This window comes from uncultured Aquimarina sp., assembly GCF_947500065.1.
Classification (GTDB): domain Bacteria; phylum Bacteroidota; class Bacteroidia; order Flavobacteriales; family Flavobacteriaceae; genus Aquimarina.
The window spans coordinates 795,032-810,997 of sequence record NZ_CANMQT010000001.1 but is presented as its reverse complement, the minus strand read 5'-3'; the positions used below and the strand labels follow the sequence as shown (position 1 = coordinate 810,997).

At 33.0% G+C, this 15,966-nt stretch carries 12 protein-coding genes; 8 read left to right on the top strand and 4 right to left on the bottom strand.

The genetic code is table 11. From position 1 onward, the window contains the following. The first annotated feature begins 57 nt into the window (after nucleotides 1-57). Nucleotides 58-1,317: an MFS transporter gene (locus Q0975_RS03635; protein ID WP_299433219.1), complete on the top strand. Its 1,260-nt coding sequence runs from the start codon at nucleotides 58-60 to the stop codon at nucleotides 1,315-1,317. Nucleotides 1,318-1,404: 87 nt separating this feature from the next. On the opposite strand, the gene Q0975_RS03630 is transcribed toward Q0975_RS03635, so the two are convergent. The 4 genes from Q0975_RS03630 to Q0975_RS03615 form a co-directional block, all read right to left on the bottom strand. Beyond that, a complete protein-coding gene (locus tag Q0975_RS03630; RefSeq protein ID WP_299433216.1) occupies nucleotides 1,405-2,898 on the bottom strand; it encodes a hypothetical protein in 1,494 nt (497 codons plus the stop codon). 107 nt (nucleotides 2,899-3,005) lie between these two features. Then, on the bottom strand, nucleotides 3,006-5,075 hold the full coding sequence (gene metG / locus Q0975_RS03625) for a methionine--tRNA ligase (protein ID WP_299434229.1): 2,070 nt from the start codon (nucleotides 5,073-5,075) through the stop codon (nucleotides 3,006-3,008). Between the two features lie 256 nt (nucleotides 5,076-5,331). Next, entirely contained in the window at nucleotides 5,332-6,969 is a 1,638-nt protein-coding gene (locus Q0975_RS03620; protein ID WP_299433214.1) for a DUF1501 domain-containing protein, read from the bottom strand. A 7-nt stretch (nucleotides 6,970-6,976) separates the two neighbouring features. Next, nucleotides 6,977-8,521, bottom strand: coding sequence for a DUF1800 domain-containing protein (locus tag Q0975_RS03615; RefSeq protein ID WP_299433211.1), 1,545 nt, complete (start codon nucleotides 8,519-8,521; stop codon nucleotides 6,977-6,979). Nucleotides 8,522-8,623: 102 nt separating this feature from the next. Between Q0975_RS03615 and Q0975_RS03610 the strand changes: the two genes are divergently transcribed. The 7 genes from Q0975_RS03610 (at nucleotide 8,624) to Q0975_RS03580 (ending at nucleotide 15,956) form a co-directional block, all read left to right on the top strand. Beyond that, entirely contained in the window at nucleotides 8,624-9,520 is an 897-nt protein-coding gene (locus Q0975_RS03610; RefSeq protein ID WP_299433209.1) for an LD-carboxypeptidase, read from the top strand. Nucleotide 9,521: 1 nt separating this feature from the next. Then, complete coding sequence (locus Q0975_RS03605) at nucleotides 9,522-9,881, top strand: YraN family protein (protein ID WP_299433207.1); 360 nt, start codon at nucleotides 9,522-9,524, stop codon at nucleotides 9,879-9,881. A 30-nt stretch (nucleotides 9,882-9,911) separates the two neighbouring features. Further along, complete coding sequence (locus tag Q0975_RS03600; protein ID WP_299433206.1) at nucleotides 9,912-10,805, top strand: aldo/keto reductase; 894 nt, start codon at nucleotides 9,912-9,914, stop codon at nucleotides 10,803-10,805. 138 nt (nucleotides 10,806-10,943) lie between these two features. Then, nucleotides 10,944-12,068, top strand: coding sequence for a helix-turn-helix domain-containing protein (locus Q0975_RS03595; protein ID WP_299433204.1), 1,125 nt, complete (start codon nucleotides 10,944-10,946; stop codon nucleotides 12,066-12,068). A gap of 278 nt (nucleotides 12,069-12,346) precedes the next feature. Continuing rightward, nucleotides 12,347-13,270 carry a hypothetical protein gene (locus Q0975_RS03590; RefSeq protein WP_299433203.1) on the top strand — a complete coding sequence of 308 codons (924 nt, stop codon included), beginning with the start codon at nucleotides 12,347-12,349 and terminating at the stop codon, nucleotides 13,268-13,270. Between the two features lie 346 nt (nucleotides 13,271-13,616). Further along, nucleotides 13,617-14,987 (top strand): hypothetical protein, encoded by a 1,371-nt coding sequence (locus Q0975_RS03585; RefSeq protein WP_299433201.1) that lies wholly within the window; start codon nucleotides 13,617-13,619, stop codon nucleotides 14,985-14,987. Nucleotides 14,988-14,999: 12 nt separating this feature from the next. Then, nucleotides 15,000-15,956, top strand: a complete 957-nt coding sequence (locus tag Q0975_RS03580; RefSeq protein ID WP_299433199.1) for a hypothetical protein — start codon at nucleotides 15,000-15,002, stop codon at nucleotides 15,954-15,956. Nucleotides 15,957-15,966 lie beyond the last annotated feature (10 nt).

Here is a 15,966-nt window from a genome sequence, read left to right as displayed (position 1 = left end):
CATTTATATTATGCTGGCGAAGATACTATCTTTGTTAAAAAACTAATTGCCTTTTTAATGAAAAACGATCCATACTCAGCACTGCGATATAAAGAGTTTACTATTTTTTTATTAATACGGGTGTCGCTGGTGATGGCGTGGACAATGCAGTTTATCGTAATCGAATGGCAAGTGTATAGTCTTACAAAGGATCCTTTATCTTTGGGTATAATCGGATTAATGGAAGTAGTCCCTGCAGTTTCTTTGGCTTTGTTCGCAGGCCATATAGTGGATCAAAAAGAGAAGAAGAGTTTATTGTCTATATGTATTTTAGGCTTTTTGGTGATTAGTTTAGGGCTGTTTCTATTAACATTGCCTAGTATTAGTAGTTCTTTGACTGAATCTACTATTTTATACGGAATTTACTTTCTTGTTTTTTTAGGCGGTGTTGTAAGGGCTTTTTTAGGTCCTACTATATTTTCTCTTCTGGCATTATTGGTTCCTAAAAAGGTGTACCCTAATGCTGCTACCTGGAGTAGTTCGACATGGCAAATAGGAGCTGTGGCAGGACCAGCGCTTGCAGGATTTACCATTGGTTTGATGGATGTACATTGGTCGATGTTGGTGATTGTTGGTTGGGCTACACTAGCTTTCATTTGTTTATTTAAAATCCCTAAAAAACCAATAATGAATCCTAATATCGGGGAACCTATACTAAAAAGTCTGAAAGAAGGATTAAGATTCGTTTTTAAGACCAAAGCGGTTTTAGGAGCTCTTACTTTGGATATGATTGCTGTTCTTTTTGGAGGCGCGATTGCATTACTACCTATTTTTGCCCAGGATATTCTCAAAGTTGGGCCTCAGGGTTTTGGTATTTTAAGAGCCGCTCCTGCGGTAGGAGCTTTTATAATTATGTTTACCACTGCTTATTTTCCAATTAATAAAAACGCAGGGATTAAATTATTATTAGCTGTTTTTGGGTTTGGAGTAAGTATTATAATTTTTGGCGTTTCTTCAATTTTTTGGATTTCTGTTATTGCTTTGTTTTTTAGCGGGATTACAGATGGAATTTCAATGGTGATAAGGCAAACCATACTACAGCTTAAAACTCCTGATCATATGAGAGGGAGAGTGTCTTCTGTAAATTCTATGTTTGTAGGATCTTCAAACGAGCTAGGCGCTTTTGAAAGTGGTATTACGGCTAAATACATGGGTACGGTAACTGCTGTTGTATTTGGTGGGAGTATGACATTGCTTACGGTTATTTTTACATCTATTATTTCTCCAGCCTTTAGGAAATTAGACCTTAGAAAAGATATAGAAGAAAAACATAAGTAGCTAATGTTGAATTAAATATCAACTAATCATTTTTCTTTCGGATATCAATTAATTACGAAAAGTATTAAAATTTACATCAAACGGATGTTATTTTAAAATCATGAATTGTTTTTTTCTTTTTCCAGAACTCATCATAATAAATGTTTCATTTTCGAATGTTCCATGATTTGGAAGATAAAGTGTATTAGCTCGATTATTTTGAATTTTATTATAGGATACTTCTCCTTCTTTTGAATATTCAAAATCATATAAAGCTGTAGATTCAAAGAAACCTTTAGAAGCTTTTATTCTTCCATCTTTTTTTTCTTTTAAGTTTTCACCAGAATTTAGAATTACGTGTAGCTCATCTCCTTTTATAAAAGCATTATAGGAATGATTATGGGCTCTTTTAAAAATACTCCTCGCCCAATCTAATTCTCCAGAAACATTATATTTTAGAATGATTACGTCATTATAATGATATACCGTCTGCCAATATCCACCCATATTTCCAGTATTAACATAGTTAGTAGTTATAAAAAATTCCTCAGCAAGTATGAAAGTATTACCAGCATCATCCTCTATCACATAGTCAATATTAAATCTAGTAAGTTCTTTGTTTTTTTTCTTTTTGGCTTTTCTATATCCATATAGGTTTTCATACACTTCTATCGGTAGTTCGTGTATTTTTGTGTCAACAATAGAGAGTTGATCAGGATCAATAATAAAATTATATCCACCTTTTATTCTATCAACATTTTTATCAGAATAGAAACCTATAAGGTGTAATTGATCATTTTTACTAGAAATCGACAAGGATTCAATATGTTTATCTGTTCCGCCAATATTTAAGTTATTGATGCTGTCTTTGGTAATCTTATTTAAGGAAAAAGTATAATTTGGTTTTTCATTAAAGGTTTGTATAGATACATTTTGAGCAAAAACCTTTCCTAAAGTATATACGATTCCATTATTATCTATAGAAATATCATTATGTTCAAAGTAGCGCTCATCATTTTTCCCATATTCTTTTTTGAAAAGAAGTTCTAAATTTTTTGAATTATATACATAAACGGTATGAGAGTTCAGGCTTTTTTTAATATTATCAGCCGCTAATGCAAAATAATCACCGTTTTCAGAAACTGTAAAATTAACGTGATGTCTTTTTCGGCCAGAAAACAAATTGTGTTTTTTAGTTACTGTTTTTTCAAATAACGAAACTTTTTTATATGTTTTTTCTTTTAGATTTATGGTATGACAATACAAAATCCGCTCTGTTTTTTTTGGAGAATGCACAGTAAAGAATTTAATCTCATTTCCGTGAAAAAGCTCACCTGCAAAATCTTCTCTTTTCTCTTTTTCTACAATTTGAAAAAATACCTTTTTCAAATCTTTATCAAAAATATCGAATAGAAAGTGTTTTTTGCTCTCTCTAACAATACCAGTGTATCCAGATTTTGTGGTATGTATAGATAAAATATTTTTACTTTTATATTGATCACTGTATTCCGGACTTTCCAGAATTTCTAATGAAGTACTAGTTTGGCTATTGATATTTACAAATACTAGTAGTAATAGAAATAAAAGGCTCTTTTGTAGCATAAATTTTAATTTTTTGTGGCATTTATCGAATTGATACTGATATGCTCTATTCAGTAAGTGCCTTAAAGAGCCAAAATGTTACTTTCAAAAACAATAATTTTAAAAAATCAACTAATCACAGCTCCAGGATTCACCTGATCCTCATCTGGGTTTAGGAATACTAATTTCCCAGCAGGAGTTTCTGTCATAAGAATCATTCCTTCACTTTCTACACCTCTTAGTTTTCTGGGAGCAAGATTTACTAATACAGTAACCTTTTTACCAATAAGATCTTCTGGTTTAAAGTGTTCTGCTATACCTGAAACGATCGTTCTGGTATTAATTCCTGTATCCACTTTAAGAACTAATAGTTTTTTGGCTTTTGGCATTTTCTCAGCTTCTATAATGGTTCCTACTCGTAGATCCATTTTAGTAAAATCTTCAAAAGTTGCAGTGTCCTTTTGCGGTTCTACTATTTTGTTTTCCACTTCGTTTGCTTTTTTAGTAGCTTCTAGTTTATCCAACTGCTTTTGGATATCTGCATCTTCGATTTTAGAAAATAATAGTTCTCCTTTTCCTATGGTATGACCCGCAGGGAGTAAAACTTCTTTGGTGGAAACTTCGTTCCATTGTGTCTCGACTTCGCTCGAGGTGACTGCCAGTATGTTTTTTAATTTCTGAGAAGTAAATGGTAAGAATGGTTCTGATAAAGTAGCTAATGCCGCAGCAACCTGTAAACCAACGTACATAATGGTTTTTACACGTTCTGGATCGGTTTTCATGAGTTTCCAAGGTTCTTCGTCTGCTAAGTATTTGTTACCTAATCTAGAAACATTTAACAACTCCTGAGAACCTTCTCTAAAGCGATAACGCTCTATGGAACTGCTAATAACACTCGGGTATGCCTTCAATTCAGTCAACGTTTGTAGATCTACTTCAGAGAATTCGTTTGGAGTAGGAACTACACCATCATAGTATTTGTTTGTCAATACAACAATACGATTGATGAAATTTCCAAAATTACCTACTAATTCATTATTATTTCTATCCTGAAAATCCTTCCAGGTAAAATCATTATCCTTAGTTTCTGGTGCGTTAGCTGTTAAAGCGTAACGTAATACATCTTGTTTATCAGGAAAATCTTCTAAGTACTCATGTAACCAGACAGCCCAATTCTTAGAAGTAGAAAGTTTGTTACCCTCCAGATTTAAGAATTCATTTGCAGGTACATTTTCTGGTAAAATATAACTTCCTTCAGCTTTCAACATACTTGGAAAAATAATACAGTGAAATACGATATTATCTTTACCGATAAAATGGACCAACTTTGTGTCCTTGTCTTTCCAGTATGGTTCCCAATCTTTTCCTTCTCTTGCTGCCCATTCTTTGGTAGATGATATATAACCAATCGGCGCATCAAACCATACATATAATACTTTTCCTTCTGCACCTTCAACCGGAACAGGGATTCCCCAGTCTAAATCACGAGTAACAGCTCTTGCTCTTAAGCCATCGTCTACCCAGGATTTTATTTGGCCATATACATTGGTTTTCCAGTCTTTTTTGTGACCAACTAATACCCATTCTCTCAGAAAATCTTCATATTGATCTAGGGGTAAAAACCAGTGTTTAGTTTGTTTTAATGTTGGTTTTGCTCCAGAAATGGTTGATTTTGGATTTATTAGATCTGTTGCATTCAGAGAACTACCACAATTTTCACACTGATCACCATATGCTTCTTCATTTCCACACTTTGGACAAGTACCTGTTACAAATCTATCAGCAAGAAACTGATCTGCTTCTGCATCATATAATTGTTCTGATGTTTCTTCGATAAATTTTCCATCTTCATATAATTTCTTGAAAAATTCTGAAGCCGTTTCGTGATGAATAGGAGCAGAGGTTCTAGAGTAATTATCAAACGTAATTCCGAAATCTTCAAAAGACTTTTTAATAATAGCGTGGTACTTATCAATAATTACCTGAGGAGATACTCCTTCTTTTTTTGCACGCATAGGTATGGCAGCACCATGTTCATCACTTCCACAAATGAATGCTACATCATTTCCTGTAATTCTTAGGTATCGAGAATAGATATCCGCGGGAACGTATACTCCTGCAAGGTGACCTATATGAATTGGTCCATTTGTATATGGTAAAGCCGATGTAATTGTATATCTCTTTGGTGCGCTCATAATGCTTGTAAAAATAAGGGACAAAGGTAATAAACAGGAAGATAAAATAAGACGGCTTTATTTAATTAATATGAATCTTATATAATGTTCTATTACTAAAGGCATTTCAAGATGTTTTACCAATGAATATGCTATGATTATTTATACGAAAACAAAAAACAGTATCAGAAAGGAATCTGATACTGTCTAACATAAAAAACACCTTAGTAATTCTAATTACTAAGGTGTTTTTTATGTTTGTAGTATGAATTATTGGAGCTTATGCAATCAATAGTGATTTACTAAATTCGCCTGTTCCTGTTTCAATTCTGTATATATATTGACCAGTACTTAATCTAGTTCCAGCAGCTTCTTTTACATTAATAACATATTGTCCTTCCAGAAGCATTTCATTTCTTAAAGTAGCCACTTTTTGTCCAATAATATTGAATAAAGTGATATCCACATGAGTGGTTTCTGGGTTATTAATATTAATAAAAGTTTGACCGTCATCATAGGTCACTATATGTGAAAGTGTTTCTCCATCTCCTGGTATATTAGGATTAACTCCACCGCAGGTAAAGCCTAAATCTAGTGATTCAAACTCTGCGCCAAGTAACGCTCTATTAACCGTATCAGAATCAATACACAACCATTCTTTCATAACAGTAGAATATAACTGTCTGAAATCATTCGTATTTGCTAAGTTTCCTCCTCTGGTTAAATCATTAGGGTCAATACTTGGATGCTCTCCTATAAAACCATTTCCATTAAGTCCTGTACCAAAAAACATCATAGGTGCAGCGGTACCATGGTCAGTTCCCAGAGATCCATTTTCTCCAACTCTTCTTCCGAATTCGGAGATTGTCATAGACAATACCTTATCATCCCATCCAGAAGCGGTTAAATCTGCATAAAAATTATTGATACCTTCTGAAAAGGAATTTAATAATTCCTGATGTCTTTGTATTTGATTGTTATGAGTGTCAAATCCGCCAAGTGTAACCATATACACTTTTGTTCCTAGATTTCCTTTTATTAATCGAGCGACAATTCGCATTTGTCGAGCAAAATTATCATCTTCTAAATATCCTCCAAAATCAGTAGATCGGTTAAAAGCATCAAAAATTGCTTCAGCATATGTATAGGTAACATTAGTACTTTCTCTTATAAAGTTTAATCGATCACCATAGGTACAATCTGGTGAAGGGTCTAAACTGTATCCTTGACTTTCAATGTATTGTTCTAATCGTCTTGGGTCAGAAATAGCAAAAGAAAAATCATTTTCGGGTCCCCTGAAAATTAAATTTCCAAGACTACCAATCTGAATAGATGGAGGACTTTCTGGCGGATTGGTAATATAACTAGGATATAATTCCTGAAAATACCTACCCATAAATCCGGATTGTTCTTCTTCAGTTAAATTTGTATTGGCCCAAATATCTGTTCCTCTAAAATGAGATAATGTCTGGTCTTCATATCCAACTCCATGCGCTACTTTCATTTGTCCATCTCCCCATAAATTTTCTAATTTGTTCATGGGTTTGGGCATTGCAAATTCGTTTTCCTCTAGGTTAATAAATTCACTAGGTGGAATTTTGATTAAAGGTCTATGATTGGCGTAAAAATCATATTGATTGACAGGAATAATAGTGTTTAAACCATCATTTCCTCCTCCTAATCTACAAATGATTAATATTTTATCCGTTTCAGCCTGACTTAAAGCTAAGGATAACGGTGATGGTCTGGAAACGGTAAGATTGGTATTGGCTAACATCATAGAACCTCCTCCTACGAGCCCAAGAGCTTGTAAAAAAGACCTACGATTCCATTTTTTATGCTCGTCAGGATTACAAGTTCCTTCTTTCGAGGTATTTTTTGTTTCTTTTATATTATTAGGGTGGTGCGTATTACACATAGGTTTATTATTTAAGTTGGAATTCAGGAACTTCATCAATATGACTAAGTAAGGCGTAAAACTGATCAGGAACTCCTGATAAATCTAAGGTCCACAGAAAAGGAGCGACTGCATCCGGTTCATAATAATTGTCCGGATAAAACTCTTTAAAAATGGCTAAGGCTTCATCAAAGAGTATTTGATCTTCCAACCCTCTTGGTAAAAAATAATCTAGAATTGCTTTTACAACAACGCTTACCTGTTCTCCTTGTAAACTATTATTTACAAAACCATCTGCTAACGTACCAATCGGTAAACCGTTTAAGAAACTCCCAAATTGTGCCTGATCCTGAGAGTAAAAAGTGTTAAGAATACTTTGGATACCTTCCCATCTTCCAATTAAATAATCTGGACTAATCCAAGTCTCATCTGCTTGCCAACCTTCTACATCAATCGGGTTAAGTACCTCTTGTCCTATAGTGGTAGTTCTACCCAATAAAGAATTTAAAGACGCAAGTGTAGGTGGTGTTTCAAAATTTAATTGATTAAAATGAGAAACAAACAAATCAATAGGACTTTTTATAATGGCACCAATTGCTTCCTGATCAAAGAAATGTTCACTTTTAAAAAGCTGACGCAGTACAGGTGCAATCTGAAAGTTATTACCGATAAATGTTTGAGCCATTTGAGCAACAATAGCTTCATTACAAGTAGGGCTTACAAAATAAGTATATAGCTTGGCACAGATGAAATTAGCTACTAAATCTTGTCGTTGGTTAAATAGATGTGCAATTACATCATCAGGACTACCAAGACCATAGTATCCAAAATTAGCAGTTTGACCAAAAATAGTTTTGGTTTCATTACTAAACTGTGCTGGATTAAATGTGATAGGTCCCCAAGGAATATCGTTAGTTTCTACCCAACCAGTAATAGCCTTTGCTGTTTCAATAATATCATCTTCGTTATATCCGTTATCCACGCCAAGCGTAAATAATTCATATAGTTCTCGAGCATAGTTTTCATTGGGCCTATCTCTGGTGTTTTCATCACCATTAAGATATACTAACATGGCAGAAGAAATACCTATATCATACACAAACTGCCTAAAATCGCCAAGGGCATGGAATTGAAGCAGATTATAATATTGATATTGATAAGCTGGGCTTCTGTAGTTATTATCTTCTGTAACAAAATGATTACTCCAGAATAATGTCAATCGATCTCTCAAACCATTTTGCAGGAAATCAAATATCATTTGCCTTTTTCCTTCGTCTCGGTAGAATCCGGTTGTGTTATTTTCATTTGCATCTTCAGCAGCTTCAAATTGATCTCGGTTCCAGAAACCCCATTCAGGAGCAGGTGAAGGAACTAGGGCAATAGCCTGATCAATCAATGAATCCACTAGTGCCGATGGGTTGTTTTGATTTAAAGCATCAATTACTTGTGTCTTAGTAGCTCCAAAAGCGACTCGGCGATATAAGTGATTTATTTTACTTACGTTCCAAGGATTCTCAGAAGTCGGGACATAGGGATCCAAGGATGCTAAGTTACAAGAAGTATCAGAGATCATAGGCAATAGGTTTATTAGTGTTAAGGGACGATTTTCACTGTAATATAATAGTTTAAAACGAAAACATTTGTTAATTAGTATTCTAAAATGAAATTTTAAGAAATGCTCAAACCCGATTTTGTTAAAGCAGGAGATAAAATAGCCATAGTTTCTACTGCCAGAAAGATTGTAAAGAAAGAAATCAATGAAGCCATTCAAATTCTTAAAAAATGGGATTTAGAACCTGTAATAGGTGCTACCATTGGATTAGAGAGTAATCAGTTTGCTGGAACGAATGAAGAAAGAAGATTAGATTTTCAAGAAATGCTAAATAATGATGAGATAAGAGCTATTTGGTGTGCTCGTGGCGGTTATGGTACAGTGCGGATAATAGATTTACTTGATTTTTCTGATTTTAAAAAACATCCTAAGTGGATTATAGGATATTCTGATATCACCGTACTACATTCTCATATTCATAATTTTAATATTTCCACAATACACGCAGCCATGCCTATAGATGTTCATAAAGGTACTGAAGAAGGGAGGCAATCATTACATAATATCTTGTTTGGGAGAAAAGTAAATTATACGATTCCTTCCTCAAAAAAGAATAAATTAGGAAATTGTAAAGGAAGACTTATTGGAGGAAATTTGTCGATTTTATATGGGCTATGTGGTTCTTCATCCTCTATTGATTGTAAAGGAAAGATACTTTGTATTGAGGACCTCGATGAGTATTTATATCATATAGATAGAATGCTCCAGAATTTAAAACGAAATGGGTATTTTGATCACTTATCGGGTTTGATAGTTGGCGGAATGACTAAAATGCATGATAATAATATTCCTTTTGGAAAAAATGCAGAAGAAATTATTTTGGATATTGTAAAGGAGTATAATTTTCCTGTAGTATTTGATTTTCCGATGGGTCATATTGAAGACAATAGAGCACTGATTTTTGGAGCTGAAGTTTCTCTAGAAGCAAATAAAGACTCAGTAACATTAAAATATATGTAGTATGGCAGAACACAATGCGCTTGGTAAAGAAGGCGAAAAGCTAGCTGTAGCATTTTTGGAAAAACATAGCTACGATATTCTAGAAAGGAATTACAGATATCTAAAAGCAGAAGTTGATATTATAGCCCAAAAAGGTGACACCATTATTGTTGTAGAGGTAAAAACCAGAAGTACTCCAGAGTTTGGTGATCCGCAGGATTTTGTGAAACCAAAACAAATACAGTTACTGGTAAAAGCGATTGATCATTATGTTACAGAAAATGATTTGGATGTAGAAGTTCGTTTTGATATTGTAGCAATTATAAAGAATAAATCAGGAACTAAAATTGAACATCTTGAAGATGCTTTTTATCATTTTTGATAGTGCCTGAAATTTAATAGAATAAAAGAAATGAACTATCGAAAACTAGGTAATTCAGAATTAAAAATTAGTGAAGTATCGTTTGGTTGTATGTCGCTACAGGAAGATTTTGATGCTTCAGAGAAATTAGTTCGTTTGGCTTTTGATAGAGGGATTAATTATTTTGATACCGCAGATATATATCAAAATGGCCAAAACGAGGTGATGTTGGGTAATGCTGTTAAAGATTTTAGAGATAAAGTAATTATTGGAACAAAAGTAGGTAATCAATTACGACCAGATGGAAACGGTTGGAATTGGAATCCAAGCAAGAAATATATCCTAAAATCAGTTGAAGAAAGCCTAACCAGACTACAGACAGATTATATTGATTTATATCAATTGCATGGGGGAACAATTGATGATCCTATGGATGAAACCATAGACGCTTTTGAAACATTAAGAAAAGAAGGAAAAATAAGGTGCTATGGGATTTCGTCTATACGACCTAATGTGATTAGAGAATATGTAAAATGCAGTAATATATCTAGTGTAATGATGCAGTACAGTCTTTTGGACAGGAGACCAGAAGAATTATGTCTAGAGCTACTAAAAGAAAACAATATTGGAGTGCTGGCAAGAGGATCTATAGCCAAAGGATTGTTAGCCGGAAAACTTTCATCTGACTATTTGAATCATACTGCTTCAGAAGTAAATAAGGCCACTGATCTGATGAAAAAAGTATCCGGAGATAGATCTATGTGCCAGACTGCTATTCAATTTGTGCTAAAACACGCTTCAATAACCTCTGCAGTAGTTGGAGTTCGAACTGAAAAACAATTGCTCGAATGCGTATCAACTTCAAATGTTGCAAGTTTATCAAATGAAGAATTAGTAGTACTTCAAAATAGTATTGAACCAAATCGGTATGTTAATCATTTGTGATGAAGAAGACTGTTAGATAGTTAGAATAATATGCATCGCTATGTTTTTAATCGCGTAATAAATGGTATCACTGTACCCAATCGGTCTCTGGTATTTCTAAATTTCCTTAGATTTGAAATATAACTCTTACCAACATATATGTACTCTTTTGAAATTATAGATTTAGTGTTGTTTTTGGGAATTAGTCAAGGTATTTTTTTGGCAATTACATTACAATTGTTGTCAAATAGAAACCGCTCTGCAAATTTCATTTTGTCTATCATTTTATTCTTTTCTTCCGTTATATTAGTAGGAAGGCTATATTATTTTGTTTTTAAGGATAGTGTGTTTTTATGGCGATTAGGAATGCTTGTAGATAGCACTATATATTTATTTGGACCTCTATTATATTTGTATGTTAAGCGAATGATAGTTAGTTCCAAAGAGAAGCCTGTTCTGAAGTGGGTAACATTTATTCCATCGGGATTACACTTGATGTATGTAATGTGGACTTATAGCTTATCTATTAATGAAATTTCAGAGATGTATTACAAAGGCTTTTTCAATATTCCATATTTTATCGTAGAAATTTCTATTATCACTGTATTTACAACCTATATAGTTAAATGTTTCATTCTATTGCGACGGTTTCGATTAGCAGAAGAACGAGTCCTATCTTTTCATCAAGAAATATATTTTTATCTCATTATATTAGTGTCGATTTTTTCTGTTTTAACGTTCTTTTGGTTTTTAAATTTGACAATAAGTTTTATTATAAACGTATACAACCTTTATTTTAATTACAATATTATTTGGTTATGTATTCCTGTAATAATGTATGTCGTAGGTTTTTATAGTTTCAAACAACCGGAGATTTTTAGAGTGCCTATTTTTTATCCCAAAAAAGATCTAACCAAAAATAGGCTTGAGAAAGATAAAATCGAAGCTCTTATTAGTTCATTAGAGCATTTGTTAGTTGTTGATAAAGTTTATCTGAATCCAAATCTTACACTCACAAAACTCGCTACAGAACTAAAAGTATCTTCTAACGATTTATCGTGGTTTCTAAATAAAATACATAAATGTAGTTTTTATGAATATATCAATAAATATAGATTACAAGAGTTTATCGCCAAGATCCAAAAAGGAGAACATGAGCGACATACTATTTTAGCATTGTCATTTGATTCTGGATTTAATTCGAAATCAACTTTTAACAAAGCGTTTAAAACCATATTAGAAGATACACCGAGTAATTACATAAAAAAAATGTCAAGTATTTAAGTCTATGGTTGAGAATTGAAAGGAATAATCTACTGTTAGTATTTTTTTTCCAAAAACAATAGCTTAAAAAGGTATTTACATATAACTCATAATTTTTCTTTTTAGAAACACATATTTCTCCTAAATCATTGCAATTTTATATACTTACAATTTGTGGAAATAGATAAAAACGAGAATAGGTAGGTCTTACTGTACCCAAAACACCTCTTACTGTACCCAAAGCGTTGATTTATAGTATGATTAGGAGTTAGTATTGGAGAAACTTTAAAATCATTATTATGAAATTATTTAAAAGAACGTTCAAATGGATTTCCTTATGCAGTATACTAATAGCGCTAATTTCCTGTTACGGAGATGGTATTGACCCTAGATTAGAAGTAGAAACAATTGTCAGCAATTTTACAGCTAATGGAGCTGTATCTGTCGATATAAATGGTGACGTTTATGTTTCAGAGTACGGAAGATTCGTTGATACTGGCGGCAGTGGAACTCGAATTTTTAAGTTAGATGCTGGAGGCAAAATCTTGGATACAATAAAAGGTTTATCTGGTCCTATGGGCACAGCAAAAGACTCTAAAGGAAATTTATTTGTAAACAATGCAAATAATACAGTTAATGGTCAGGTTCTAAAAATTACTCCTACAGGAGAAAGAGAAGTGATTACTACAATTGATGGTTGGCCAAGTAGCATGACAATTGATAGACAGGATAATCTTTATATTTCTAATTATACAGCACCAACTGTACACAAAATTTCGGCCACAGGTGAAGTGATAGAATATGCTAACGATCCAAGGTTGTTAGGAGGAGTTGGAATTGATTTAGATAGTAAAGGAAATGTAATCGTGGCAAATTTTTATACAGCCGATATCTATTCAATTGATAAAAATGGTGAAATTTCACTTATTGCTAATATTCCTGATATTGTTATTCAGAATTTTGGTATCGGTTATATCACCGTAATTAACGATGTTATTTTTGCCACCGGTATAGCTGTAAATTATGTTTACAAAGTAACCTTGGATGGTGAAATTGAAATAATTGCTGGTAATGGAGAAGCTGCACAAGTAGATGGTTTACTACTAGAAGCATCTTTTAGTAATCCTAATGGTATAGCAGTAAATAAAAGGACAAAAACATTATATATTTCTGAATATACTGGTGTTGGAGGTGTACGTAAAATTGATTTGAGATCTTATTAGTGTTGTATCAATGGGATATAGACATAGTTTTCCAAAATACATTAATCTGTGTGGGATATTTACACAGACCAGTTGGGAACCATTTTAATTTCGGAGTGATAATTTCTTAGGCTAATTCAAAATGATGAAATCCAGAATCTTCGGATTCTGGATTTTTTATTTTCCTATTTCTGGGTAACAAAAAAATACTTCTTGAACTACTTTTTGAAAGGAGATTTATTTAGGGGTTACCAGGAATTAAAATTCAATCTCATTATAAAAGTAGTACTACAAGTTTTTATTCTAAAATGAACTTTAAAACTACTGTTCTCGGATATCAATAATTAGTCAAAAAAATGTAAAAAAAATGATAAAAAAAATATTAGTAGTTGTATTAATAGGTGTTGTTATTGGGGTAAACGCCCAAGATCAAACAATAAATGGAACAACTTTTAAACAAAATGGTGCGGTAGGTATTGGAACTACAATTACGAATAATGGATTGTTAACACTTAATGGTGATTATACAAATTTATTGCGATTAGAAAATGATGCTTTGGGCAAGGAAGCAACTTTAAGATTTCGAGCAAAAAGTAATTCTGGAGGGATGTTACACTCGGATATATCATTGTATTCAACAGGTAATAATCAAGGATATTTAGGATTTAAAGTCCCTCATAATAATACGACCAACTTGGGTTATGATATGATCATTAATCATAATGGTAATGTAGGAGTTGGAACAATAAATCCTTCTGAAAAATTAGAGGTAAAGGGAAAAATTAAAGCTGATAAACTATCTCTTTCTGATCCTAATGATACTAGTAATTGGAATTCTTTATGGCAGAGTGGTTTTTATCAGAGTTATAATGGTACTAATGCTCCAGAAGTAAATCAATGGTTTTGGGGGATCAATATGAATCATAGTTCTAACAGTGCTCAATATAAATACAATGGTCAATTAGCAATAAAGAATTCTAATATTAAACCAACACTATATTTTAGAAGTACCAATAAAGACGGAGTAGGAACTTGGGCAAAAGTATTGAATAATAAAGGAATCCAGAGCATAGAAGGATCATTAGGAATCGGAACAACAAATCCAACACAAAAACTAGAAGTAAACGGTAATATATACCTTCCAATTCAATCCAATGCTTCTGGGGCTTTATTGTTTAGAGCACACTCTGATGATATTTCCTCGATAAAGGCGGAACGTTACGGACCGGGTACTGGCACGCGACTTTCTTTTCAGATGTCTGATGATCAGGATGATTACTTTTCATTTAATCATAAACACTGGTCACTAGGAAATATTGAAGTCTTAAAAATCCAAAGAACGGGTTTATATGTAAATGGGAAATTGGAGAATAATGGAACTATTCGTTCTAAAGAAGTCACAGTAGAAGCAACATCATGGCCAGATTATGTTTTTGAAAAGGAGTATGATTTAAAACCTCTTAATGAAGTAGAAAGCTACATTCTAAGAAATGGCCACTTACCAAATATTCCTGCTGCAAAAGAAGTGTTAGATAATGGGATCACATTAGGAGCAATGAATGTAAAACTATTAGAAAAGATCGAAGAGCTTACACTCTATACAATACAGCAACAAAAAGAACTCAAAATTCAAAATTCAAAAATTAATACGCTACAAAGAGAAAATAAAGTATTAAAAGGACTCGAAATACAACTTCTTGAGCTACAATCTAGATTAGATAAAATAGAATCAAATTAAATCAAATTAAATATGAAAACACACATAATAGCTTTATTGACACTGTTCTTAGTTTCTTCAATTTTTCACGCATCATTTGCACAGACGGCAATACCTATCCGTAATGTCACACCAGGGAATGGAAATGGGTTGCGTTTTTGGGGTAGTGATAATTATAAAATCCATATGGGAAATACTGCGGAGTATAAATTTGGACCAGTTACGGATTACTCTATCAAATCTAATATGAGTAATACTACTGGTAGAGGATGGACTTGGGGACCTGTGGGGGCAACTCCTACAGCTGCTTTAAATGTATTTGGAACTTTTAGAATCAAAGGTTCTTTTACCTACGGTGGAAATCTAGAATCTGCAAAAACTGATTATACCAAGATTCAATTAGCAACATATGATTGGAGTGGGTCTCATGCACTATTATTCAATGCGTATAAAGATCTGACTATAGGAGGAGGACTTTCAGCAACTGGTAATACCAAATATGCCAATGATATTGGTAGTTACAATAACGGAGCAGGTGCCATTATGTTTTTTGGTAATGGAGGAGCTATGGATTTCTTGGTATCTCCAGGATCTACGGGAAAAGATACCAATATTAATTGGGGGATGCCTAAAATGAGAATTTTACGCTCAGGAAATGTAGGTATCGGAACTACAACACCTACACACAAGTTAGAAGTTAATGGATTAGTTAGATCCAAGGAAGTATTGTGTGAAGCAACTTCTTGGCCAGACTATGTTTTTGAGGAAGAATATGACTTAAAACCATTGAGCGTAGTAGAAAACTATATCAAAGAAAATGGACATCTTTCTAATATCCCATCGGCAAGAGAAGTAGCAAAAGAGGGTGTGAAATTAACAGCGATGAATGTGAAGTTGTTAGAAAAAATTGAAGAGCTTACTCTTTATGTGATTCAAATGAATAAAGAATTGGAAACATTAAAAAAAGAAATTACTCATAAAAAACAATAAAAAAAATAAG